Source organism: Amycolatopsis sp. NPDC102389, from assembly GCF_044765885.1.
Taxonomy (GTDB): domain Bacteria; phylum Actinomycetota; class Actinomycetes; order Mycobacteriales; family Pseudonocardiaceae; genus Amycolatopsis.
This window is the reverse complement of the sequence record NZ_JBIWKX010000019.1, coordinates 22914-46949: the sequence shown is the minus strand read 5'-3', so window position 1 is coordinate 46949 and position 24036 is coordinate 22914. Positions and strand designations below refer to the sequence as shown.

Sequence of the window (24036 nt, the reverse complement as noted above, 5' to 3'; positions counted from 1 at the left end):
GATTGCTACCCGTGAGTAACCCGAATGGGCGCCACTGTGGTCACGGTTCGATCGCGGCCCGGGTTTCCTTTCGGGAGATCGCGCGGTTAAGGTGGCGTCGTGGCTCGAGCTCTCCTGCTTCGCTGCCGCGACGGGGCCTGATCGGACCGGCTCCCCGTCGCGGGGCTTCGTGGTGCCGGTCGTCGCACCCGATTCTTCAGGAGAACCGTCCCCTCATGAGCATCCGCAAGCCCACCCGTCCTGCCCCTTCCGAGCAGGCTTCGTGGAACACCCAGCGCGGCACTTCGATGCCCGTACACCGCTACCGCCCCTGGTACGACCTGGTCGAGGACATCTCGCTGCCCGACCGCACCTGGCCGGACAAGCGCATCGACACCGCGCCGCTGTGGTGCGCCGTCGACCTGCGTGACGGCAACCAGGCCCTGATCGACCCGATGTCGCCCGCGCGCAAGCGCAAGTTCTTCGACCTGCTGGTCCGCATGGGCTACAAGGAGATCGAGGTCGGCTTCCCGGCGGCGTCGCAGACGGACTTCGACTTCGTCCGCGAGATCATCGACGAGGGCGCCATCCCGGACGACGTCAGCATCCAGGTGCTGACCCAGTGCCGCCCGGAGCTGATCGAGCGCACCTTCAAGGCGCTCGAAGGCGCGCCGCGCGCGATCGTCCACATCTACAACTCGACGTCGATCCTGCAGCGTCGCGTCGTGTTCCGCGAGGAGCGCATCGGCATTACGAAGATCGCTTCGCAGGCCGCTGAGCTGGTCGTCGACTACGCGGCGAAGCAGCCGGACACCGACTTCCGCTTCCAGTACTCGCCGGAGTCCTACACCGGCACCGAGCTGTCGTACGCGCTCGAGGTCTGCAACACCATCACCGAGATCTGGCAGCCGACGCCCGAGAAGCCGGTGATCCTGAACCTGCCGGCCACCGTCGAGATGGCGTCGCCGAACGTCTACGCCGACTCGATCGAGTGGATGCACCGCAACCTGGAGCGCCGCGATTCGGTGATCCTGTCGCTGCACCCGCACAACGACCGCGGCACCGGCATCGCCGCCGCCGAACTGGGCTTCCAGGCGGGCGCGGACCGGATCGAAGGCTGTCTCTTCGGCAACGGCGAGCGCACCGGCAACGTCGACCTGGTCGCGCTGGGCATGAACCTGTACAGCCAGGGCGTCGACCCGCAGATCGACTTCTCCGACATGGACGAGATCAAGCGGACCGTCGAATACTGCAACCAGCTGCCGGTGCACGAACGCAGCCCGTGGGCCGGTGACCTGGTGTTCACCGCGTTCTCCGGCAGCCACCAGGACGCGATCAACAAGGGCCTCGACGCGATGAAGGCCGCCGCCGACAAGGCGGGCACGCCGGTCGACGAGCACCCGTGGGAGGTCCCGTACCTGCCGATCGACCCGAAGGACATCGGCCGCAACTACGAGGCCGTGATCCGGGTGAACTCGCAGTCCGGCAAGGGCGGCGTCGCCTACATCATGAAGGCCGAGCACCAGCTCGACCTGCCGCGGCGGCTGCAGATCGAGTTCTCGAAGGTCGTCCAGCGCCACACCGACACCGAGGGCGGCGAGGTCGACCCGGCCACGATGTGGAACGCGTTCTCGGCCGAGTACCTGGAGCTGAAGACGCCGCTGGAGCTGGTACGCCAGCACGTCAGGGACAACGGTGACGGCGAGTACGACATCACCGCCACCGTGCGGGTCGAAGGTGACGAGCACGAGGTCACCGGCCGCGGGAACGGCCCGATCGCGGCGTTCTTCGACGCGCTGTCGACCGTCGGGTTCGACCTGCGGCTGCTGGACTACAGCGAGCACACGCTCTCGCCGGGCGACGACGCGCGGGCGGCGTCGTACATCGAGTGCGCGATCTCCGACCGGGTGTACTGGGGCATCGGGATCGACCCGTCGATCGTGACCGCTTCGCTGCGGGCCGTCGTCTCGGCGGTGAACCGGGCGAACCGGTAGTTTCCGGCGTTCCGTGAAGGCCTCCTTCACTACCTTGAGGGTAGGGAAGGAGGCCTTCACGGCATTCGGCTCAAAGGACGGCGGCGACTACAGGGCCTTCACAGCGGCCAGGACGTCGGCCGGATCGGTGCGGGTCGTGTAGTCCGGGTGCACGTCGATGTACCGGATGACGCCCTCGCCGTCCACGACCAGGACGGTCGGATACGGCAGTTCCCACTCCGCCGCGCCGTTGATCTTCTCGACGTCGCCGATGAGCGAGTCGAAAGCCGGCTTCGTCTCGGGGGCCAGCCGGAACGTGATGCCGAGCGCGCGCCCGAGCTCGTTGTCCACATCGGACAGCACGGCGAACTCCAGGTCCTTCGTGGACAGTGAGCCGTCCGGCAGCTGCGGGCTGACCGCGATCAGCTTCACGCCCAGATTCTCCAGCCGCGGCAACAGTTCCTGCTGATACGTGCGCAGGGCGAGGTTGCAGTACGGACACCACGCGCCGCGATAGAACACCACGACCGCGGGCCCGTCCGCCACCCGCACCCGGTCGCCACCGGCGTCCGGCAACGCGAGATCCGGCATCGCCGTTCCCGGCTTCGCGGCCGCTTCGGCGACCACTCCCATGAACGTCGCACGGTCGGCCTTGAGCACCTCGGCGACCTCGGCCGGGACGTGGCTCGCGACGGATTCCCGCAGCTCGGCGAGGTCGGTGTTGAGATCCCCCATGGTCAGCTCCTTTGATTGTACTGATCGGTACAGTGAAGCCGACTGTACTATTCGGTACATGAGTGGTCAACCGGCGAAGACGCCGCAGGGGCGGATGACGAGGGACGCGATCGTCGACGCGGCGGCGGAGCTGATGTACGTCAACGGCGTCGCCGGGACCAGCGTCGACAAGGTGCTCGCGGCGAGCGGGGCCGGGAAATCGCAGATGTACCACTACTTCAAGAACAAGGACCAGCTCGTCGAAGCGGTCATCACCCGCTTCCTCGAAAACATCCTCGGCAACCAGCCGACCATCTTCGAGCTGCGCGACTGGGCCGATTTCGACCAGTGGGCGAGCGAGATCCTGGCCATCCAGACCACCCCCAAGGGGCCGATCGCCTGCCCGCTGGGCAACCTCACCGGCGAACTCGGTGACGACCCCAAGATGGCGCCGCTGCTCGACAAGGCCTACCGCGAATGGGAGTCCTATCTCCAGCGCGGCCTGGAATCGTTGCGGGAACAGGGAAAACTGGCCGAGGACGCCGACCCGGCGCGGCTCGCGCAGGCCGCGATGACCTGCGTGCAGGGCGGTCTGCTGATGGCGCACCTGCGCCACGACATCACGCCGATCGCCGACGCGCTCAAGATCGCGCTGGACCACCTGAAGAGTCACGCTCGCCCGTGAGCGCCGCGACCTCGTCGGCGAGCGCGTCGAGCACTTTCGCCACAGCGGGCCGGGAAGACGCGCCGAGCCGGTAGACCGCCTCCACATGCCGGGCCGCCTTGATCCCGGAGAGCGGGCGGCACACCAGGCCGCTGCCGCGCCGAGTGTCCATTGTGTACCGGGGCAGCAGCGCGATCCCGTGCCCGGCGGCGACGAGCCGTTCGGTGATGCGGAAATCGTTGATGCGCTGGACGACCTGCGGCCGCACCCCGGTGCGGATGATCAGCGACTGGAGGATGTCGTCCACCGGGAAGCCGGCGTTGACGCTGATCCAGCGTTCGTCGGCCAGCTCGGCGAGCTCGATGCGGCGCCGTTTCGCGAGCCGATGCCCGGCGGGGAGCGCGACGTCGAGCGGTTCCCGCAGCAGATGCCGGGTTTCCAGCCGGTCCGAGCCCAATGACGGCGCGTGCTCGTCCCGGTGTGCCACCACGATGTCGTAATCCGCGACGAGCCCGGGAACCTCCGGCGGGGTCATGTCGACGTCGCGCACGATGACGTCCAGCCCGTCGAATTCCGCCGTCCGGTGCAACAGTCCGGGCAGCAGCATCAGCCCGGCGGACTGGAAGATCGCCACCCGGACCCGGCCGCGCGGGGCGCTGCGGTAAGTGTCCAATTCGGACTCCGCGCGCTCGAGAGCGGCGAGCACGTCGTCCGCGCGGGCGACTAGCGCGCGCCCGGCGTCGGTCAGCCGCAGACCTCGTCCGGCCGGTTCAGTCAGGGCGAGACCGACGTCACTCTGCAAGGCGCGCAGCTGCTGGGAAACCGCGGACGGGGTGCAGTGCAACGCCTTCGCGGCCGCCGTCACGCTGCCGCGGTCGGCGAACTCCCGCAGGGTCCGCAACCGGCCGATGTCCATCCCGCCAGCATATGTGAAGCCGAACTGAACGGTCGCTGCAAATATTCTCGCTGGTCCTAAATGGTCGTTCCCCGTAAGAGTGAAGACATGCCCGCCCGCGATCGTCTGCTCGCCCTGCTCGTCGCCGTCCTCTGGGGCTGCAACTTCCTCGCCATCCACGCCACCCTCGGCCAGTTCCCGCCCGTCTTCGCCGGCGGGCTCCGCTTCGCGGTCATCGCGATCCCGACGATCCTGTTCGTGCCGTGGCCGAAGGTGAAGATCCGCCACCTGCTCGGCTACGGGCTGGGCTTCGGCACCGGGCAGTTCGTGTTCCTCTTCATCGCGATGGACACCGGCATGCCGACCGGCCTCGCGTCGCTGGTGCTGCAGGCGTCGGCCCCGTTCACCGTTCTGCTCGGCGCCGTCTTCCTGCGCGAACGCGTGTCCGGACGGCAGCTCACCGGGATCCTGCTCGCCGTCGCCGGGATGGCGACGATCGCCTGGCAGCAGGCCGGGAACGCCGCCCTGCTGCCGGTGATCCTGACCCTGCTCGGCGCCCTGAGCTGGGCTTTCGGCAATCTGAGCACCCGGCAGGCGGCACCGGACAACCCGCTGAACTTCGTCCTGTGGATGTCGGTGGTGCCGCCGCTGCCGATGTTCGCGCTGTCGCTGGTCATGGAAGGCCCGGCCGAGATCGGGCACTCGCTGAGCACGCTGGGCACCAGCACCGGGCTGATCGGGCTCGGCGGCCTCGCCTACGTCGTGCTGTTCGGCACGATCGTCGGCTCCGGGATCTGGACGTCGCTGATGCGCCGCAACCCGGCGGGTGTGGTCGCGCCGTTCTCCCTGCTGGTGCCGGTCGTCGGGCTGTCGATGGCGTTCCTGGTCCTCGACGAACGCCCCTCGCTGGTGGAGATCGTCGCGGCGGCCGTGGTCATCGGCGGCGTCCTGTTCGGTTCGACGAAGCGCCGCGTGCGCGAGCCGGATTTCCTCGCCGAAGCCGAAACGCCTCAGCCCACTGGTGTGCGGTGAGGCGTTTGGGCACGACCTCCTTGCCGGGACGGGTGAACACCCGCCGCACGAAGTCCTGGTAGCGCCGACGATCCGCGTCGTCGACGAGCGGACGCTCGCGGCGCGTCATGGTGAGCAGACCGCCGTCGACGCCGGGCCTCGGGCGGAACGCCGCCGCGGGCACCCGGCTGGCCAGCCGGAAGTCGAACCACGGCCACCACTGCGCGGTCATCATGGTGGCGCCACCGACCCCGGCCCGGCGGCGCGCCACCTCCCACTGCATGAGCAGGACGGCGTCCGTCCAGCCCGGAGCGGCGAGGAGGTGGCGCAGGGTCGCGGTGGTCAGGTGGAACGGCAGGTTTCCGACCAGCACATGGGGCGTCTTCGGCAGCGGGAACCGCAGGTAGTCCGCGGTGACGATCTTCGTCGGCGACTGGACGCGGCGCGCCAGCCGGGCGGCGCGGCGGGCGTCGATCTCGACGCCGGTCAGTGGCCTGCCGAGGCGTTCGAGCGGCAGCGTGAGCGCGCCGTCGCCCGTGCCGAATTCGATGATCGGCCCGTCCGTCCAATCGACGAGCTTCACGACGGTTTCGATGACGGTCCGGTCGATGAGGAAGTTCTGGCCGAGTTCGTGACGGCCAGGACGTTGTGTGCGCAAGGGATCTCCGCGGCTTCGAGGTGAGCCGGGCAGCACGAGGCAGGCCCGGCGATGGCTCGCTCGGGCGGCGGTTCCTTGCTGAATGCGCGGGATCCGCCGCTAGGCGCGGCGGATCCTGGTGAACGCGGAAGCACACATGGCGGCGAAACTACCTCGGGCGCGAGGCCGCACGCCAACCGTTTTCTACGCGCCGATCCGGCTGGTGCCGAGGTGCTCGACCGGTCCGGCGAGCGCGGCCTTGACCTGGCGGGTGAGGTCGTCGGCGAGCACCTCGGTCTCGCCCTTTTCAAGGCCGTCGACGACCTGGCGGGCGACGTCGCGCGGGTCGTTCTTGGGGATGTCGAGACCCTGGGTCATGTCGGTGTCGGTGTAGCCGAGGTGCACGCCGACGACCTGGGTGCCCTGCTCGGCGAACTCGATGCGGAGCGAGTTGGTGAGCGACCAGAAGGCCGCCTTCGACGCGCCGTAGGACCCCGAGCCCGCCGCCCACGACAGGACAGAGTGGACGTTGACCAGTGCGCCGCCGTCCTTGAGCAGCGGCGCAAACGCTTGCGCGATCCGCAGCGCGCCGAAGACGTTCGTCTCGAAGACCGAGCGGTGCGCGTCGACGTCTTCGGTGAGCAGCGAACCGAGGCCGAGGGTGCCGGCGTTGTTGAAGACGATCGTGGCGTCACTCGCCCGCCCGGCCAGCGCGCGGACGGATTCCGGGTCGGTGACGTCGAGCGGGAGCGGGACGATCCGCGGATCGGTCTCCGCGCGCGGCGCCCTGGCCGTCGCGTAGACCTTGGCGGCGCCACGGTCGAGCAGTTCGGCGACGAACGCCTTGCCGAGCCCGCGCTGTCCGCCGGTGACCAGGACGACGGCGCCTTCGATGGAGGTCATGACTTGCTCCCTTGACAGAAGTGTTCGACTTTTGCCTCTGTCATCAGCATGGCGACGGCCGAGGACAGAGTCAAGTACGCTTGACCTATGTCATGGACCGCGACGGACCGGTACCGGTTACGCACCGCCCCCTCGGGGCTGGCGCTCGTTCAGGACTTCCTCAACACGAAGGCGATCCAGACCTACGGCCTCGACCTGCTGAGCGACGCCGACCTGGCGCGCCCCTGGGCCGCCGAGGCACTGGCGGAATGGTCGCGGGCCCGGGACGCCGAGGTGCCCGAGATCACGCTGGGCCAGAGCGACGTTCGCGCGCTTCGCGACCTGCGGGAGTCGTTCGTTTCGCTCGTGGACGGCGACGACATCGTGGTGGAAAAGCCGATCAAGGCGGACCTGGCCCTGCGCGACGGCGTCGTCCGGCTGTTCCCGTCCGGCACCGGACGGCAGTGGCTCGCTTCGGCGCTGTGGACGGAGACGCTGCTCGCGCAGCAGGCCGGGATCTGGCCGCGGCTGAAACTGTGCCGTCTCGACGGCTGCCGTTCGGCCTTCTACGACGTCTCGCGCAACAACAGCGGCGTCTGGCACGACGTTCGCACCTGCGGGAACGTCGCGAACCTGCGGGCCGCGCGGGAGCGGAAGAAGGCGCTCAGCCCAACGACGCCAGCGCCGACGGAATCGGGATCTCACCGCCGATGACGTCGAAACCCTGGTTCTCGGTGAGCGGCTCTTCGAGCGTGGCGACCAGGACGGCGGCGACGTCCGCGCGGGAGACGCGGCCCGGTTCGAGGTGACCGGCGAGCTTGACGTGGCCGGTGGGCAGGTCGTCGGTGAGCGTGCCGGGACGGACGATCGTCCAGTTCAGGCTCGAACGACGCAGGACGCTGTCGGAGATCTGCTTCGCCATCAGGATCGACCGCACCAGGCGATCGCCCTGATCCGGTGAGTCCGCGAACTGCGCGGAAAGCTGCACGAAGCGCGAGACTCCCGCCTTCTCGGCGGCGTGGATCGCGGTGATCACACCATCGCGGTCGACGAGGTCGACCGACGCCTGGTCCGGATCGGGCGCGCCGATCGCGCTGATCACCACTTCGGAACCGGCGAGCGCCTCGACGAGGTCGTCCGCGTCGGCGGTGACGTCCGCGACCACGGTTTCGGCGCCGAGCCCGGCGACCTGCTCGGCGCGGCGGCGGCTGCGCAGACCCGCCCGCACCTGATGTCCCCGGCCCCGCAGAAGCCGGACCACGTGGATCCCCGTCCGCCCCGACGCTCCCAGCACTGTGACCCGCATGACACCGAGTCTGCCCGAAAGCGGCGGTGAATGCCTGGTCACCCGGGTCGGGGGGGGGGGGGGGGGGGGGGGGGGGGGGGGGGGGGCGGGGCCCCCCCGCCCCCCCCCCCCCCCCCCCCCCACCACCTGGACCGAACGGCCACGTGACCTCGGTACCGGCTAGAGGATCTCCGCCGCCGAGCCGACGTCCGGCAGGCCGCCGACGTCGGGGTTCAGCTCTCCGGCACCGACGAGTTCCGCCTTGACCTCGTGCGGTTTGATCCGCCCGTCACGGATGTCCTCCGCGTAGTGGCACGCGACCCGGTGCCCGGCGCCGATCTCCCGCAGCTGCGGGCGGTCGGTGTCGCACAGGCTCTGCTGCTTCCACGGGCACCGTGTGTGGAACCGGCAGCCGGACGGCGGCCGCGCCGGCGAGGGCAGGTCACCTGCGAGCAGGATCTGCTCCCGGGTGTCCTCCACCGTCGGGTCCGGCACCGGGATGGCCGAGAGCAGCGCCCGCGTGTACGGGTGCAGCGGGTTCTCGTACAGCGTGTCGGCGTCGGCCTCTTCGACCAGCGAGCCGAGGTACATCACGCCGATGCGGTCGGAGATGTGCCGCACCACCGCGAGGTCGTGCGCGATCACCAGGTACGTCAGCCCGAGCTTCTCCTGCAGATCCTCCAGGAGGTTGACCACCTGCGCCTGCACCGAGACGTCCAGCGCGGACACCGGTTCGTCGGCGACGATCAGGTCCGGCTCCACCGCGAGCGCCCGCGCGATGCCGATGCGCTGACGCTGGCCGCCCGAGAATTCGTGCGGGTACTTCTGCAGCGAGGACTCCGGAAGACCCACGGCGGCCAGGAGTTCGCGCAGCCGCTTGGCCGTCGCCTCCTTGTCCTTGGCGAGGCCGTGCGCCCGCATTCCTTCGGTCAGAATGGATTCCACCGACTGCCGAGGGTCCAAAGAGGACATCGGGTCCTGGAACACCATCTGCATCCGGCGACGGGCCTTGCGCAGGTCCTCGCCCTTGAGGCCGGCGACGTCGGTGCCGTCGAAGACGACGTTGCCGTTCGTCAGTTCGGTCAGCCGGAGGATCGCCCTGCCCAAAGTGGACTTCCCGCAGCCGGATTCCCCGACCAGGCCATAGGTCTCACCCTTGCGGATGGCCAGATCGACGCCGTCCACGGCGTACACGTACCCGACCGTCCGGTCGATCACGATGCCGCGTTTGATCGGGAAGTGCACCTTGAGGTCGTTGACCTCGAGCAGTACTTCCTGCGGCGCTACCGCGTGCGTCATCGGACCCCTCCTTGTGCGGCCACGGCCGGGATCACCGGGTTGTGGCAGCGCAGCAGCCCACCGCGATCGGGGGTCAGCTGCGGTGAAACCTCCCGGCACACGCCGAGAGCGTTCGGGCAGCGGGGCGCGAAGGCGCAGCCGCCGTCCCACGGGATGTTGTCGGAGACGGATCCCTTGATGGGGATCAGTTTCTCGCCGCGGCCCGCGTCGAGACGCGGGATCGAGGCGAGCAGGCCGTGCGTGTACGGATGCCGCGGCTCGGCGAACAACGCGTGCCGCTCCGCCCGCTCGACGATCTTGCCGCCGTAGAGCACGTTGACCTGGTCGCAGAGACCGGCGACGACACCGAGGTCGTGCGTGATCATGATCAGCGCGGTCCCGGTGTCCTGCACCAGTTCCCGCAGCAGCGCGAGGATCTGCGCCTGGATCGTCACGTCGAGCGCGGTGGTCGGCTCGTCGGCGATGAGCAGCCGCGGACGGCACGCCAGCGCGATCGCGATCAGCGCCCGCTGCCGCATCCCGCCGGAAAGCTGGTGCGGGTACTCGGAAAGCCGCCGCGTCGGGTCGGGGATGCCGACCTTGTCCAGCAGTTCCGCCGCCTCCACCGACGCCGCCTTGCGCGACATCCCGCGATGCCGCTCCAGCACCTCGGTGATCTGCAGCCCGATCGGGATGACCGGGTTCAGCGAGGACAGCGGGTCCTGGAACACCATGCCGAGATCGCGGCCGCGGCGGTCCCGCATTTCCTTGTCCGACAGGCGAAGCAGGTCCGTGCCTTCGAAGGACACCGAACCGCTGACCTGGTTGCCGCGCTTCGCGAGCAGCCGCATGATCGCCAGCGAGGTCACGGACTTGCCGCAACCGGACTCGCCGACGAGACCGACCGTCTGGCCGGGTTCGACGTCGAAACTGACCTCGTCCACCGCGGTGAACGGCTTCTCGCCGCGTCGCTGGAAAACGACCTTGAGGTCGCGTACTTCGAGGAGTGCCATCAGAAAATCACCGCCTGTTCTTCGGATCGAGGGCTTCCCGCAAGGACTCGCCGAGCAGCGTGAACCCGAGCGCGACGATGATGATCGCGATGGCCGGGTAGTACGCCAGCTCGGGACGGATGTCGAGGAACTGCCGAGCGCTGCGGCTCAGCATGATGCCCCATTCCGCCCGGTTCGGGTCCGGGTCGCCGAGACCGAGGAACGACAGCGCCGCCGCCTCGAGGATCGCGGTCGCCAGCGTCAGCGTGGCCTGCACGATGAGCGGGCCGAGTGAGTTGGGCAGCATGTGCCGCAACACGATCGCCCCGCGTTTGACGCCGAGCGACGTCGCCGCGAGCACGTGGTCGCTGTTTCTCTGCGCGAGCATCGAACCGCGCAGCAATCGCGCGAAGATCGGCACACCGACCATCGACACGGCCACGATCACGGTCCACTGGCTCGGCTTCTGGAACAGCGCGGCGACCGAGATCGCCAGCAACAGCGACGGCACCGACAGCATGACGTCGACGAGGCGCATGAGCACCGTGTCGACCCAGCCGCCGAACGCGCCGGCGAGCCCGCCGATGATCATGCCGATCACGACACCGATGACCGTCGCGAGCACACCGACCAGCAGCGTGTTCTGCGCGCCGACCAGCAGCCGCGAAAGGTAGTCGCGGCCGAAGTCGTCGACACCGAGCGGGAAACCGGCCTGCGCGCCGGGGATGATGCCCTGGCCGAGGATGACCTCGCTCTGCAGATACCGCTCGTAGGGGTCCTTCGGCGCGATGAACGGCGCCAGGATCGCCAGCAGCAGGAACAGGCCGGTGATCACACCGCCGGTGATGGCCACGGGGCTCCGCAGCATCCGGCGGATCGCCTCTCCGCCGAGGCTGTGCCCCTTCGCCGACGTCGCGGCGAGCTTGTCGATCGGCTCTTTCTTCTTGTTCAGCAGAGTGTTCATCGGACACGCACCCTCGGGTCGATGAGCCCGTACGAGATATCGACCAGCATGTTCACCAGCACGTAGACCAGCGCGCCGAACAGCAGCAACGCTTGCAGACGCGGATAGTCACGCCGTTCGATGCCTTCGGCGAGCAGGAAACCGAGGCCGCGGAAGTTGAACACCCGCTCGGTCAGCACGGCGCCACCGAGCAGCGCGCCGGTTTGCAGGCCGATGACGGTGACCACCGGCAGCAGGCCGTTCCGAAGCACGTGACGGCGCCGGACGATCGGCTGGGTGAGGCCCTTCGAGTTGGCCGTGCGGATGAAGTCCTCGTTCTGCACGTCCAGCACCGACGCGCGGGTGATCCGGACGATCACCGCGAGCGGGATGGTGGCGAGCGCGAACGCGGGCAGGATCAAGTGGGTGATCGCGTCCCAGGCGGCGTCCCATTCCTGGGTGATGATGCCGTCCAAGACCGCGAACCCGGTGACGGTGGTGGCGTCGAGACCGGCCATCTGACGGCCCTGCGAGGGAAGTCCCAGCGGGGCGGCCAGCGCGTCCTGCATCATGTAGCCGAGGAAGAACACCGGCACGGCGACGCCGATCAGCGAGAGCACGATGATGACGTTGTCGATGGCCCCGCCGTGGAAGCGGGCGGCCAGGTAGCCGAACGGGATGCCGAGACCCACCGCGATGAGCATCGCGCAGAAGCCGAGCTCGAGGGTGGCGGGGAGGAAGTTCCCGATCTCCGACATGACCGGCTGGGCGGAGACCAGCGAGTTGCCGAAATCGCCGGTGATGGCCCGGCCGAGGAACTTGAAGTACTGGACGAAGATCGGATCGTCGAGGCCGAGGAGCTTGTTCAGGTCGGCGATCTTCTCCGGGGTCGCCTTGTCGCCCAGGAGGGCGCCGGCGGGGCCACCGGGCAGGGACCGGAGCCAGGCGAAGATCAAAATGGACAGGATCAAGAGCGTCGGTATCGCTTGTAGCAGCCGACGCACGAGAAAACGGAGCACGTGCGTTCCTTTGTTGCCAGCCCGGGAATGGACTTCAGGGGGTGAGCGCGGTAGCGCCCACCCCCTGAGCCACTAGTGGTGGAGGATCAGTTGACCGTGACGGTGTAGAAGCGCTCGTCGGTCAGCGGGCTGGCCACCAGGCCCTTCACCTTCGGGCCGACGACGATCGCCGGGGGGCCGTAGGAGATCGGGATGGCGGGCAGGTACTCCATGATCTTCTGGTTCACTTCCTGGTACGCCTTGGTGTGCTGCTCACCGGCGGGCGCGGCGTCCGCGGCCGAGATGGCCGAGAACAGCTCCGGGTTGTTGAAGCCGAACTCCGGCTTCTCGCGACCGAAGAAGGTACCGACGAAGTTACCGGCGTCGTTGTAGTCACCGGTCCAGCCGAGCAGGTGGACGTCCTGCTTGCCTGCCTTCTGCACGTCGTCCTTGTAGCCACCGTTCCACGGCTTGGCGATCGGCTCGACCTTGATGCCCATGGCCTTCATGTCCTCGGACAGCGACGTGAAGATGTCGGCCGGGTTCGGCATGTACGGCCGGGTGACCTCGGTCGGGTAGTAGAACTTCAGGGTCATGCCCTCGGCACCGGCCGCCTTCAGCAGGTCTTTCGCCTTCTGAAGGTCGTACGGGTACTTGGTGACGTTCTCGTTGTAGCCGTCGATCGCCTTCGGCACGAACTGCGTCGCGGTCTCGGCGCCCTCGGGGAGCTTCGACTTCACGAACTGCTCACGGTTGAGGCCGTAGGCCAGCGCCTTGCGGACGTTGGGGTCCTTCAGCTTCGGGTTGTTCTTCTGGTTGATGCCCAGGTACAGGATGTTGAACGACGGGCGGATGAGCACCTGCTCGCCGTCGTTGCGCAGCAGGCCGTAGTCCGCGGGCGACGGGTAGTCGTAGCCCTGGATGTCGCCGGCCTTGAGCGCCTGCTTGCGGGCGTTCTCGTCCGGGATGACCTTGAAGACCAGCTTGTCGAGCTTGGCCGTCTGGGTCGGCGAGTCGGTGGCCTTGGAGAGCGTGATCTCACCCTTGGCCTGGTCCCAGCTCTCGAACTTGAACGGGCCGGTACCGGTGGGGTGCTTCAGCGCGTACTCCGGGTAGGAGAACGAGTCGCCGCTCTGGGTGACCTGGTCCGCGTTGTACTTCTTCAGCGCGTCCGGGCTCTGGATCGAGAACGACGGCAGCGTGAAGGCCGCCGGGAAGGCACCCTTGGCCTTGTTCAGGTTCAGGACGGCGGTCGACTCGTCCTTGACCTGGCAGTCCTTGAACACCGGGTCGCCGGAGGCGTCACCCTCGTTCTTGGCGAAACCCTCGAAGACGTCGCCGTAGTAGATCATCTGGCTCTGGGCGGCGGCGCCCTTCATGTTGAACATGCGGTTGAAGTTGAAGCAGACCGCTTCGGCGTTGAACGGGGTGCCGTCGTGGAACTTCACGCCCTTCTTCAGGCTGAAGGTCCAGGTCTTGCCTTCGTTGCTGCCTTCCCACTTCTCCGCCAGGCCGGGCTCGAGGTCCGCGGTCCCCGGCTTGTTCATGATCAGGGTGTCCATCATCTGGCGGATGATGCGGAAGGTCTCACCGTCGTCGTTGAAGAGCGGGTCGAACGTCTTCGGGTTACCGGCGGCGCCGAAGACCATGGTGCCTCCCGAGCCACCCCCTGCGCCTTCTTCACGCTTCGATTCGGCACAGGCGGAAATGGAGACCGCGAGTGCGCCGGCAAGCCCGATCAGGGCCACACGGCGTGCTCGGGTCACCCGCAGTTGCTGCATCTGGCACCCCTTGAGGAGATTTTTGGTGTTTAGGCACCGTCCGGTCGGTCGGTAACTCGAACTCCACGGACGATCGGTGTGCCCGCCGACACTAGCGGGAACTCAGCCCGCACTTAAGCACGCGAGGTTACGATCGCGCTACACGACGGCCAATACGACCGCAAAGTGTCCGCAATTCCGGACGGAGTGTAATCAATTCCGGACCACTAACGCGCAGAGTGCCGGGTCACTGACTCAAATGGGTGTCCACCACTACAACCAATGGGTGCCGGTCAAAACAGGACAACGCCGGCCGGGAAGCCAGACCGCGGGTCGCGCCATCGGTCCTGTGTCGTGAGTGGTAAGTGACGTTCTAACGACACTTACCACTCACGAGAGGTGACCACACGATCTGCCACGGCCCTGGTCCCGTCGACGGCGAACCACCCGCGTTCGAACAGCTGCCAGCGCCGGAGCTCCACACGGGACCCCTCGCCGTCCCGGGAGGCGGCGCGGTCCAGGCGTTCGGCCTCGCTCCCGCCGTCGAGCCAGGTCAGCAGGGACAACGACGGCCGCATCCGCGCGCGGCCACTGGAAACGCCTTCCAGCACCAAAACCTCGGGGACCGGGATCTCGACCTCTTCACCCGGCAGCGGGGCGCCAGTGGACCAGTCCACTCGGCGGTAGCGGCCGGGCCGTCCCGCGCGCAGCGGTTCCAGCACGCCGGCCTCCAGCCGAGGCCACCACGAAACGGGTTCGTCCCAGGTGGCGAACTCGTCGGTGCTCACCAGCGCCACGCGGGCACCGCGGCCCCCGAGTCCGGCCACGATCTTCCCGGCCAATGTGGACTTCCCGGAGCCGGAAGGGCCGTCGACGGCGAGCACGCGGACGGCGCCCAACCTCGGCGGGGCGGCGAAAAGGGCGTCGATCAGCGGACGCGTGCGGGGCTCACTTCGGGGAGCCCTTTGACGTTGTCGGGCGTGGCCGTCCGTGCTTCGAGCGCGGCGACGCGTTCTTCCAGGTCACGCTGGGCGTCGGCGAGTTCGCAGCGGAGCAGCGCGATCTCCTCGACGGAGGTCCGGACCTCTTCTTCGAGATGCCCGACCTCGGTGGACAGATGCAACGCGACCAGCGCCAGCACCACACCGGCCAAGAGGAATACGAAGTTCGACGGCGTCTGCACGCCGGTTATCCGCGCCAGGAAGTCGGCGGCCTGCGGAACGAGGGCGAGCACGACCACGCCGACGGCGAGGACGAGCCAGACCCCCGCGTACTTTTCCCGCAGTTTCCGCCGCCGCATCATCTCGAGGACGACGAACAGCACCAGACAGGCGACGACGATGCTGAGAATGCGCCAGCCAGCCATAATCAGCTCCTTTTACGCCGAATCCGACGAGTCGACGGCGGGACGACGGCGCACGAGCGCCAGCAGCAGGGCGAGTCCGGCGCGGCCGAGGTAGACGGCCGATTTCACCGGCGAATGGCTCGGTGTGCCACCGGCCCGTTCCCGCATGATCACCGGGATTTCCTTGATCTTCAGTTCGGCGCGGATCGCCATCACCAGCGATTCGACCGTGTCGCCGAGGTATTCGGCCGGGTAGTACGCGGCGAACAGTTTGATCGCGCGCGGGCCCATCGCCTTGAACCCGGAGGTCACGTCGGTGAGCTTGGTCTTCCCGAGCCGGGAGAAAACGAGCGAGAGCGCGACCATCGCGTATTTCCGCGGGCCGCTCGCCTTGTACGAACCCTTGCCCGCGAACCGCGAGCCGATCGCGATGTCGGCGTCGTCGAGCGCGTCCAGCAGGGCGGCGACCTCGTCCGGGTCGTGCTGGCCGTCCGCGTCCACCTGGACGACGACGTCGTAGCCGCGGGCGGCCGCGTACCGGAAACCGGTGCGCATCGCCCCGCCGACGCCGAGGTTCACCGCCAGACGGGCCACCTCCGCGCCCGCCGAGCGGGCGAGCTTGGCCGTGTCGTCGGACGAACCGTCGTCGACCACCAGCACGTCCATACCCGGCAAAGACTGCTTGACCTGGGAAATGACCGCGCCGACGCTGGCCTGCTCGTTCAGAGCGGGCATCACGATGAGTACGCGGCGGGTGGTCACGGACGTACTGGACACTGGATCACTCTATCTTCTTACTGGCCGTGAGCGGTGTCGGACCCGGCGGGGGCGCCGTCGGCGACCACACCTTGCTGACCTTCGATTTCGTAAACCGACGCGTCGAGGTTGTGGAAGACGCGTTTGAAACCCGGAGTGATGTCGAGCCGCTGGAGCCCCACCGCGGACTGCGCGTTGGGGGCCACCTTGCCCTTGCCGACCAGCACGTAACGCACCTTGAGGTCGGTGAGCGCCTCGCGCACGCGCGGCTCGCGGTTGATGTCGTTGAGGAACACGCTGAGCCAGCCCGCCTTGGTGGTGAACTCGGCGCCGTAGTTGGTCCACTCGACCGGCTGAACCCCCGAAAGGGCGTACATCCACACCGAGCCGTCGGCCTTGTCGTTCATGACGCGCTCGCCGGGGACGACGTGCTTCCCGAGCCAGGCGTAGGCCTCTTCCTCGCCCTTGCTGACCGAGGGGCCGTCCGCGCCGTAGTTCATCGCGAGCCGTGCGGAGTTGCGGCCGATGTAGCCGCCGCGGCTCAGCACCGTGACGATCAGGCCGACCACCAGCGCGCCCGCGATGGCCGCGGTGACCGGGTTCAGGTTCGGTTTGCGCTCGCCGAGCTTCTCGGCGAACTTGCCCGACGCGGTGTGCACGAACTCGCCGAACGCGACGGCGCCCGCCAGCGGCACGAGCGCGCCGATCCGCCAGTGGTCGTTGTAGAACACGCCGGTCAGGGTGTGGATGAGCGGGGTCTCCAGCGAGATCGTCGCGGCGAACAGGCCGCCGAGCACCACGTACGCGCCGACCATCCAGAGCATCCGCCGGTGCTTGACCAGGAAGAACACACCGATGATCGCCGGGATGCCGATCCACCACTGCGGGAACGCCGCCATCGGCGAGAACGTGATCGTCTGCCCGAGCGCGCCGGACACGCTGGTCTCCGACGCCCAGAACGCGCTCGTCACGCCGCCCGCGTTGTAGAGCGCGGGAAGGACCTGCGGCACGCCGAGCACGACCGCCAGCCCGACCGTGGCCACCAGCGAAGCGGCGCTTCGGCGCCAGCCGATCTTCTCGAAGCGGAACAGCACCGCGAGCAGGATAAGCAGGAAGTAGACCATGATCACGAAGATCAGGCTGGTGTGCAGGCCGGCCAGCCCGGCGACGCCGACGCCGATCGCGACCGGCCCGGCGACGCCGTTCGGCTTGAGCAGCAGGCGGGCGAGCGCGAGCATCGCGGGCACGAGCGCCACCCCGGCGACGTACGGCCACAGCGGGCCGCGCCACAGCGAGTCGTACGGGAACGCGGTGAACCAGGTGGACACGGCCGCGGCGGCGGCGGTCGCGAGGACCGGCATGCGCCAGGCGCGGCACATCGCCGCGACGCCGACCGGGACGGTCAGCACGACCATGAGCGCCGCCAGGTTCAGCGTCGGCATCATCGTCAGGCCGCCCTTGCCGAAGATCAGGGCGAGCAGCGCGTGATAGGTGTCCGGGTAGAAGTAGTCGGTCTGGTTCGGCAGGTTCGCGATGGTGCCGACGGTCGACGCGCGCGCGTCGCCGTGTTCGGCGATCCAGCGCACCAGGTTGCCGTGGAACGGGGCGTCCCAGCCCTGCTGGACGTTCTCCAGCGAATGCGAGCCGCGCAGGAAGGTCACCGTGCCGACGCCGAGACCGACCAGGACACCGGCACCGATCAGCAGGTGGTCGCGAAGGGAGCGCTTCGTCTCGTCGTCGTCTTCGTCCTCTGCCCATTCCGGGTGACGCTTCGCGGTGAAGCGGAGCACGAGGAACGAAAGGCCGAAGCCGACGAGGGACAGCAGCAGGACCCAGAGGCCGACGTTCAGCATGGTCCAGCGGATGCCGAACCGGCCGAGGATCGGGATGCCGATGGCGATGAGGCCGAAGGTGAGCAGCGGGGCCGCGGCGGCGAGGGTCCAGCCGCGCAGCCTGATCGCGGCGCCGAAGACGAGCCCCGGCAGCCAGAACGCCAGCAAGACCAAAAGAACGTTCATCGAATTCGCTGTCCAACCCTATTCGGCGTCAAGACGCCATCCGCTCGCGGCGCGCGATGACGCGGCCACACTATCGAGACGTATCGGACGGCTTCGCGTTGCCCGTCTCGGGCGTGCCTCTCACCACGAAAGCCATCACGACCAGCAGCCCGACCGTCGGACCGGCGGCGAGGCCGACGACGGCGCGCACAACCGTGTCGCCCGGGAAGAACAGCAGGACCAGCGCGGTCGCGACGACGACCGCGGCCCAGGTGATCAGCACCTTCGTGGCCTTGGCCTGCGCGACGAGCACGGCGGCGAGCAGCTGCATCGCGGCCAGCAGCACCGAGGACCAGACCAGCCCGGCCATCCACCAGGCCTCGGGGTCGTTCTTGGCGCCGTAGACCAGGCGGACCACCCACGGGCCGATCAGCCAGCCGATCAGCGCGCCGAGCGCCCCGAGCGCCAGCGCGCCCGCCGAACCGAGCGCGAGCAGCTTCCGCAGCCGGTGCTTGCCCTCCTCGGTGCTGGAGAGGCGCACCACGGTCGGGACCGCGAGGGCCTGGACCGGCGCCATCAGCGTGAGCGGCGTCCTGGCCACGAACAGGGCGAGGAAGAGCACGCCGAGCTTGTCCTTGTCACCGCCGGGGGCGAGCAGGCTGACCAGCGCGGGGTAGCCGGTGATGACGCTCGCGGTGAGCCCGGCGCCCGCGAGGAGCATCAGCATGTTCGTGACGACCGGCTTCGCGGGCACGTCGGTTTCGAGCTTGGGGTCGACCAGCTTGGCGGCGCCGCGGGCGAACAGCAGCCAGGCGAACGAGCCGGTCGCGGCGGCGATGGCGAACCAGTAGAGCTGGGTGAGCCCGGCGACCACCAGCGCGGCGACCACCAGGATCCGCACGGCGGCCTCGACCAGGATCAGCCACGAGTAGGACCGGACGTGGTCCTGGCCGATCAGCAGACCGCGCGCGGCGAACTGGAAGGCGAACGAAAGCCCGCCAGCGAGCACGATCACAGCGAGCGCGAACTGGCCGCCGTAGACCTTGTCGGTGATCGGCGGCAGCAGCGTGACCAGTCCGACGAGCACCACGGCGATCGCGCTGGTGACGAAGGCGATCACCGCCGGGCGGCCCGCCTTGCGACCGGCGAGCGCGGCGTGCGCGGACTGGCGTGAGATCTCCTGCTCGAGCGGGGACAGGGCGGCGCCCAGCCCCATCAACATGCCCCAAAAGGAGAGCAGGACCGCGTTGTCGGCCTTGGACAGCGTCCTGCCCCACACGACGGTGAGGACATAGCCGAGCGCGATCGCGATCAGCAGGTAGACGCCGATCCGCCCGGCGGATTTCCCGGTGTCCTTCGCCAGTTTTTCGCTGCTCACCGAAGTGCTCATTTACGCAGCCGGGCTCGCAGCGCCATGAAGAGACCCCGCAGTGCCCCGGCGCCGAAGCCGGCGGCGAACACCGGGGTGAGCTGGGCGACGGCCTTGGCCTCGGCCTTGGTCGCGCCGAACTTCGTCACCGCGAAGCCGGCGGCCGTCGACCCCGCGGCGGCCAGCGCGACGGCGGTCTTCGGGCGCTTCGCGGCGACACCGAGGCCGAGCACTCCGACGGCCATCGCGGCGAACAGGCCGTTGCGCGCGGGACCGGGCGACGCGAGATACGAATCGACGAACGTGGTGCCGCGGAAATACGACTGCCCGACGAACTTCTTGAAGGAATCGCGGCCGTGGTAGGTCGCGGAGAACTCCGGGGCGAGGAAGATACGGTGGCGTTCCGCGATCCAGCGCAGAACACCCGTGTCGTCACTGGCGAAACGGACGTCTTCGAAGAGCGACTCGAACGCGTTGGACGAATCCTCGAGAACGTCCTTCGGCGCGGAAAAGAATCCCGTGCCTTTCGGGAAGACGTCGAACTCGTCGATACCGAACGACATCAACCGCGGGTTCGCGCAATAACGGCGCCACGGGATCTTGACCAGCCCCGCCATGAATCCCGCATACGGATTGTGTTCGGACGCGACGTTGATGTGACCGTTCCACACCGTGCGTTCGGGATGGTCGACGAGCTGGTCGCGGAGGAAGGTGAGCGAGCCGGAGTCCACGATCACGCGGCTGTCGAGCAGCAGGATCTGCCGCCCCGACGCCTTCGCGATCCCCGCGCGGCGGGCTTCGAACCGGCCGCTGTTCGGCTGGGTGAGGACGGCGATGCCGTACAGCTCCTGCAGCTTGGCGAGCTTGTCGCCGGTGCCGTCGGTGCTGCCGTCGTCGACCACGACGACCTCGACCGGCCAGTTCGCCGCCTGTGCCGACGCGATCAGCGCGCCGACACTGCGATCGATCCAGTCCTGCTCGTTGTAGACCGGTATCACGACGGACAGGGCCGGGAGGAGCGAATTCGCACTCACCCCGGCGAGGCTACCTTGCGCGGCCCACCAGTATCCTTCGGGCACCGCAGACCCCGACAGAATGGCTCTTCCGGTGATTTCCTTCATTCTCGGCACCACGGCGGAACTGATCAAAATCGCGCCGGTCTACCACGGCATCCTCGAACGCGGGGTCCGGCCGAAGATCTGGTTCACCGCCCAGCACGTCGACGAGGTCTCGGACGTTCTCGCCGATCTGAACCTCCCCGAGCCCGACGTCTGGCTCGTGCCGAAGGAGAAGGCCCACAACCTGGAGTCGCCCGCGCAGGTGCCGGGCTGGGCCGCGCAGGTGCTGCGCACCGCGTGGAGCCGCCGCGCCGAGCTGAAGGCCGCGCTGGTCGAGGACGGGCGTCCGCCGCTGGTGCTGGTGCACGGTGACACCTTCACCACGCCGTACGGCTCGCTCATCGGGAAGCGGATCCTCAAGTCGCGGGTCGGGCACGTCGAGGCGGGCGCGCGGTCGGGCAGCATCATGTCGCCGCTGCCGGAGGAGCTGAACCGGAAGATCGCCGCGAAGATCGTCGACATGCACTTCGCGCCCAGCGCGCGTGAGGTGAACAACCTCCGCAACGCGCGCGGCGTCGTCGTCGACACCGAGGCGAACACCGCGATCGACGCCATGCGGATGGCCATCAACGGGCCGCTCGACGTCGAGGGCCTGCCGGAGAAGTTCGGCCTCGCCACCCTGCACCGCTTCGAGCTGGTCTCGCGCGCGGACAAGTACCGCGAGGCGCTGGAGATCCTGCGCGAGCAGAGCAAGCAGATGCCGATCCTCTACATGGCGGGCGCGCCCGAGCGCGAGAAGATCCGCGCGCTCGGCCTGGCGAACCTCTTCGACGAGAAGAACTTCATCATCCAGCCGAAGATGCGGTACCTGAAGTTCCTGCCGCTGGTCGCGCGCGCCGAGTACGTCGTCACCGACTCGGGCGGCCTTTCGGCCGAGTGCTACTACCTCGGCCTGCCGTGCGCCGTGCACCGCGAGCGCACCGAGACGCCGCAGCACCTCGGCGAGACCGTCGTGCTGACCGAGATGCGCGGGGACAAGCTGCAGAACTTCCTCGACACCTACCAGAACCGCCGCGGCGAGTCGTGGGTCGACAAGTTCCACCCGTCGGAGATCATCGTCGACACCCTGGCGCGCCTGGGCTACTGCTGACGTTTTCCGCTTCGCGCGTGAAGGCCCCCTTCCCTCGGCTGAGCCGGGGGAAGGGGGCCTTCACGCGTTGGAAGCTAGAGAGCCCGGCGTCCCGAGAGGGCCCGGCCCAGCGTCAGCTCGTCCGCGAACTCCAGGTCACCGCCCATCGGCAGCCCCGACGCCAGCCGCGTCACGGTCAGGCCGGGGAAGTCGCGAAGCATCCGCACGAGATACGTCGCGGTCGCCTCGCCTTCGGTGTTCGGGTCGGTCGCGATGATGATCTCGCTGATCTCCGCGCCACCGATCCGGGCGAGCAGCTCCCGCATGCGCAGCTGCTCGGGCCCGATGCCGGACAACGGGTCCAGCGCGCCGCCGAGCACGTGGTAGCGGCCCTTGAACTCGCGCGTCCGCTCGACGGCGAGGACGTCCTTCGGCTCCTCGACCACGCAGATGACCGTGAGGTCGCGGCGGGTGTCGCGGCAGATCCGGCAGGTCTCCTGCTCCGAGACGTTGCCGCAGACCTCGCAGAACTGCACGCCTTCCTTGACCTTGCCGAGCACTTCCTGCAAGCGCGAGATATCCGCGGGATCGGCCGCCAGCAGGTGGAAGGCGATCCGCTGCGCGCTCTTGGGACCGACGCCGGGCAGTCGCCCGAGCTCGTCGATCAGATCCTGGACGACACCCTCGTACAAGCTAGCCGCCGAGCCCGGGGAAGCCGCCGAGGTCCGGCATCCCGCCGCCGAGACCGCCGGCGAGCGGGCCGAGCTTCTGCTCGGTGAGCTTCTGCGCGTTGGCCGAAGCGTCGCGGACGGCCGCGACGACCAGGTCGGACAGGGTCTCGACGTCGTCGGGGTCGACCACCTTGGGGTCGATGGCCAGCGACTTGAGCTGGCTGTCGCCGGACACGGTCGCGGTGACCAGACCGCCTCCGGAAGTGCCGGTCACCTCCGTGTTGGCCAGCTCTTCCTGGGCCTCGACCAGCTTCTGCTGCATCTGCTGTGCCTGCTGCATGATCTGCGACAGGTCGAAGCCGCCACCGGGTTGCACCATGATCCGATCGGTCCTCTCCTGGAAAATCCCGTGCCGCCTACCAGCCTAGCCGTCACTCGTGTGGCACCGTGGGCGCCGTGCGACGACGGATGGGCCTTGTGGTGGCGATCGGATTGACGCTGTTCACGGCGTGCGGGGTCGACACCCCGGCGTCGCCACCGTCGAGTGCGCCCCCGCCAGGCACCACCACGGTCCTCACCACGCTTCCGCAGCCGAGCCCCACGACGAGCGCTCCACCTTCGAGCGCGCCGTCTTCGAGCAGCCGTCAGCCGAAGACCGGCAAGGTCGTCGTGCTCGATCCCGGCCACAACGGCGGGAACTCCGGCAGGCCCGGCGAGATCAACAAGCAGGTCCCGGCGGGGCGTGGCAAGACGAAACCGTGCAATACCACCGGAACTTCTACGAATTCCGGCTATTCCGAGCACGCGTTCACCTGGGACGTCTCGCAGCGGATCTCTCAGGCCTTGGTGGCCAAGGGAATCCGCGTCGTCCTCACCCGGCAGAACGACACCGGCGTCGGGCCGTGCGTCAACGAACGCGCCGCGATCGGGAACGACGCCGGGGCGGACGCGGTCGTGTCGATCCACGCGGACGGCTCGACTTCCGCCGGGGCACACGGTTTCCACGTCGCCTACTCGGCGCCACCGCTGAACGCCGAGCAGGGCGAGCCCTCGGTGAAACTCGCGACCGCGTTGCGGGACGGCCTCCGCACCGGCGGCTTCCCGACGTCGACGTACCTCGGCTCGAACGGGCTCGCCCCGCGCGCCGACCTCGGCGGGCTCAACCTCTCGACCCGGCCCGCCGCGCTCGTCGAATGCGGGAACATGCGCCACGCCGCCGAAGCCGCGGCGATGGCGAGCGAAGAGGGACGTCAGCAGTACGCCGCCGTCATCGCGAAGGCCATCGAGGACTACCTCGCCGGGTCGTGAGTGGCGTTTCGGGTTCTACCCTGGTCCGCTGTGCCGTGAAGGCCTCCTTGAGGGACCCAGAGTCCCTCAAGGAGGCCTTCACGGACTCGATGATCGCCCTGTACGCCCCATGCGCACCAGTAGTCACAGAGGCTGCGCGTGAAGGCCCCCTTCCCTCGGCTGAACCGAGGAAACTTGACCTTCACACCCTCCCAAGTACACGCGGCCCAGCAGCGCCGGAAAGTGGCGGGTCCAGGTGGGGGGGGGGGGGGGGGGGGGGGGGGGGGGGGGGGGGCCCGCCCCCCCCCCCCCCCCCGCGGGGGGGGGGGGGGGGGCGGGGCGGGGGCGGCGGGGTGGGCGTGGGGGGGGCCGCCCCCCCCCCCCCCCCCCCCCCCCCCCCCCCCCCCACCACC

General features: G+C 68.6%; 24 protein-coding genes. 6 read left to right on the top strand and 18 right to left on the bottom strand.

The genetic code is table 11. The features are described 5' to 3' along the window. Positions 1 to 215: 215 nt before the first annotated feature. Complete coding sequence (gene leuA, locus ACIRGA_RS18310) at positions 216 to 1973, top strand: 2-isopropylmalate synthase (protein ID WP_400942490.1); 1758 nt, start codon at positions 216 to 218, stop codon at positions 1971 to 1973. Positions 1974 to 2060: 87 nt separating this feature from the next. Here leuA and ACIRGA_RS18305 read toward each other — a convergent pair whose 3' ends face one another. Next, positions 2061 to 2687 carry a peroxiredoxin-like family protein gene (locus ACIRGA_RS18305; RefSeq protein WP_400942488.1) on the bottom strand — a complete coding sequence of 209 codons (627 nt, stop codon included), beginning with the start codon at positions 2685 to 2687 and terminating at the stop codon, positions 2061 to 2063. 58 nt (positions 2688 to 2745) lie between these two features. On the opposite strand from ACIRGA_RS18305, the gene ACIRGA_RS18300 reads away from it, so the two are divergent. After that, positions 2746 to 3351: a TetR/AcrR family transcriptional regulator gene (locus ACIRGA_RS18300; RefSeq protein WP_400942486.1), complete on the top strand. Its 606-nt coding sequence runs from the start codon at positions 2746 to 2748 to the stop codon at positions 3349 to 3351. On the opposite strand, the gene ACIRGA_RS18295 is transcribed toward ACIRGA_RS18300, so the two are convergent. Then, on the bottom strand, positions 3308 to 4246 hold the full coding sequence (locus ACIRGA_RS18295; protein ID WP_400942485.1) for a LysR family transcriptional regulator: 939 nt from the start codon (positions 4244 to 4246) through the stop codon (positions 3308 to 3310). The genes ACIRGA_RS18300 and ACIRGA_RS18295 overlap by 44 nt on opposite strands. Before the next feature lie 87 nt (positions 4247 to 4333). Between ACIRGA_RS18295 and ACIRGA_RS18290 the strand changes: the two genes are divergently transcribed. Continuing rightward, positions 4334 to 5257: an EamA family transporter gene (locus tag ACIRGA_RS18290; RefSeq protein ID WP_400942483.1), complete on the top strand. Its 924-nt coding sequence runs from the start codon at positions 4334 to 4336 to the stop codon at positions 5255 to 5257. Here the strand turns inward: ACIRGA_RS18290 and erm are convergent. Both erm and ACIRGA_RS18280 read right to left on the bottom strand, forming a co-directional pair. Further along, positions 5160 to 5894, bottom strand: coding sequence for a 23S ribosomal RNA methyltransferase Erm (erm, locus tag ACIRGA_RS18285; protein ID WP_400942482.1), 735 nt, complete (start codon positions 5892 to 5894; stop codon positions 5160 to 5162). The genes ACIRGA_RS18290 and erm overlap by 98 nt on opposite strands. Positions 5895 to 6077: 183 nt before the next feature. After that, entirely contained in the window at positions 6078 to 6776 is a 699-nt protein-coding gene (locus ACIRGA_RS18280; protein ID WP_400942480.1) for an SDR family oxidoreductase, read from the bottom strand. Between the two features lie 87 nt (positions 6777 to 6863). Between ACIRGA_RS18280 and ACIRGA_RS18275 the strand changes: the two genes are divergently transcribed. Further along, positions 6864 to 7469: a CGNR zinc finger domain-containing protein gene (locus ACIRGA_RS18275; protein WP_400942479.1), complete on the top strand. Its 606-nt coding sequence runs from the start codon at positions 6864 to 6866 to the stop codon at positions 7467 to 7469. On the opposite strand, the gene ACIRGA_RS18270 is transcribed toward ACIRGA_RS18275, so the two are convergent. The 12 genes from ACIRGA_RS18270 to ACIRGA_RS18215 all read right to left on the bottom strand — a co-directional run bounded on the left by ACIRGA_RS18270 (position 7420) and on the right by ACIRGA_RS18215 (position 20512). Next, on the bottom strand, positions 7420 to 8061 hold the full coding sequence (locus ACIRGA_RS18270) for an SDR family oxidoreductase (RefSeq protein WP_400942477.1): 642 nt from the start codon (positions 8059 to 8061) through the stop codon (positions 7420 to 7422). The two genes, ACIRGA_RS18275 and ACIRGA_RS18270, sit on opposite strands and share 50 nt — an antisense overlap. 159 nt (positions 8062 to 8220) lie before the next feature. Then, complete coding sequence (locus tag ACIRGA_RS18265; RefSeq protein WP_400942475.1) at positions 8221 to 9339, bottom strand: ABC transporter ATP-binding protein; 1119 nt, start codon at positions 9337 to 9339, stop codon at positions 8221 to 8223. Then, on the bottom strand, positions 9336 to 10331 hold the full coding sequence (locus tag ACIRGA_RS18260) for an ABC transporter ATP-binding protein (RefSeq protein ID WP_400942473.1): 996 nt from the start codon (positions 10329 to 10331) through the stop codon (positions 9336 to 9338). Before ACIRGA_RS18260 ends, ACIRGA_RS18265 begins: the two co-directional genes overlap by 4 nt. 7 nt (positions 10332 to 10338) lie before the next feature. Continuing rightward, on the bottom strand, positions 10339 to 11274 hold the full coding sequence (locus tag ACIRGA_RS18255; RefSeq protein ID WP_400942472.1) for an ABC transporter permease: 936 nt from the start codon (positions 11272 to 11274) through the stop codon (positions 10339 to 10341). After that, a complete protein-coding gene (locus ACIRGA_RS18250) occupies positions 11271 to 12272 on the bottom strand; it encodes an ABC transporter permease (RefSeq protein ID WP_400942470.1) in 1002 nt (333 codons plus the stop codon). Before ACIRGA_RS18250 ends, ACIRGA_RS18255 begins: the two co-directional genes overlap by 4 nt. Before the next feature lie 86 nt (positions 12273 to 12358). Continuing rightward, complete coding sequence (locus ACIRGA_RS18245) at positions 12359 to 13900, bottom strand: ABC transporter substrate-binding protein (RefSeq protein ID WP_400942469.1); 1542 nt, start codon at positions 13898 to 13900, stop codon at positions 12359 to 12361. Between the two features lie 494 nt (positions 13901 to 14394). Further along, positions 14395 to 14943 (bottom strand): uridine kinase, encoded by a 549-nt coding sequence (locus tag ACIRGA_RS18240; RefSeq protein WP_400942605.1) that lies wholly within the window; start codon positions 14941 to 14943, stop codon positions 14395 to 14397. Further along, the gene (locus tag ACIRGA_RS18235) at positions 14940 to 15377 is read right to left on the bottom strand and encodes a DUF2304 domain-containing protein (protein ID WP_400942467.1); all 438 of its coding nucleotides are present in this window, start codon (positions 15375 to 15377) and stop codon (positions 14940 to 14942) included. Before ACIRGA_RS18235 ends, ACIRGA_RS18240 begins: the two co-directional genes overlap by 4 nt. Before the next feature lie 12 nt (positions 15378 to 15389). Next, positions 15390 to 16091: a glycosyltransferase family 2 protein gene (locus ACIRGA_RS18230; protein WP_400942603.1), complete on the bottom strand. Its 702-nt coding sequence runs from the start codon at positions 16089 to 16091 to the stop codon at positions 15390 to 15392. A 59-nt stretch (positions 16092 to 16150) separates the two neighbouring features. Then, positions 16151 to 18130: a DUF6541 family protein gene (locus ACIRGA_RS18225; RefSeq protein ID WP_400942465.1), complete on the bottom strand. Its 1980-nt coding sequence runs from the start codon at positions 18128 to 18130 to the stop codon at positions 16151 to 16153. A 70-nt stretch (positions 18131 to 18200) separates the two neighbouring features. Further along, positions 18201 to 19499 (bottom strand): hypothetical protein, encoded by a 1299-nt coding sequence (locus tag ACIRGA_RS18220; RefSeq protein WP_400942463.1) that lies wholly within the window; start codon positions 19497 to 19499, stop codon positions 18201 to 18203. Then, entirely contained in the window at positions 19496 to 20512 is a 1017-nt protein-coding gene (locus tag ACIRGA_RS18215) for a glycosyltransferase family 2 protein (protein WP_400942461.1), read from the bottom strand. Before ACIRGA_RS18215 ends, ACIRGA_RS18220 begins: the two co-directional genes overlap by 4 nt. A 61-nt stretch (positions 20513 to 20573) precedes the next feature. On the opposite strand from ACIRGA_RS18215, the gene ACIRGA_RS18210 reads away from it, so the two are divergent. Beyond that, a complete protein-coding gene (locus ACIRGA_RS18210; RefSeq protein WP_005166261.1) occupies positions 20574 to 21686 on the top strand; it encodes a UDP-N-acetylglucosamine 2-epimerase in 1113 nt (370 codons plus the stop codon). A 74-nt stretch (positions 21687 to 21760) separates the two neighbouring features. Here ACIRGA_RS18210 and recR read toward each other — a convergent pair whose 3' ends face one another. After that, the gene (recR, locus tag ACIRGA_RS18205) at positions 21761 to 22357 is read right to left on the bottom strand and encodes a recombination mediator RecR (RefSeq protein ID WP_125784957.1); all 597 of its coding nucleotides are present in this window, start codon (positions 22355 to 22357) and stop codon (positions 21761 to 21763) included. Position 22358: 1 nt separating this feature from the next. Continuing rightward, positions 22359 to 22715 (bottom strand): YbaB/EbfC family nucleoid-associated protein, encoded by a 357-nt coding sequence (locus ACIRGA_RS18200; protein ID WP_005166259.1) that lies wholly within the window; start codon positions 22713 to 22715, stop codon positions 22359 to 22361. An 89-nt stretch (positions 22716 to 22804) separates the two neighbouring features. On the opposite strand from ACIRGA_RS18200, the gene ACIRGA_RS18195 reads away from it, so the two are divergent. Further along, positions 22805 to 23644, top strand: coding sequence for an N-acetylmuramoyl-L-alanine amidase (locus ACIRGA_RS18195; RefSeq protein ID WP_400942601.1), 840 nt, complete (start codon positions 22805 to 22807; stop codon positions 23642 to 23644). The last annotated feature ends 392 nt before the right edge of the window (positions 23645 to 24036 follow it).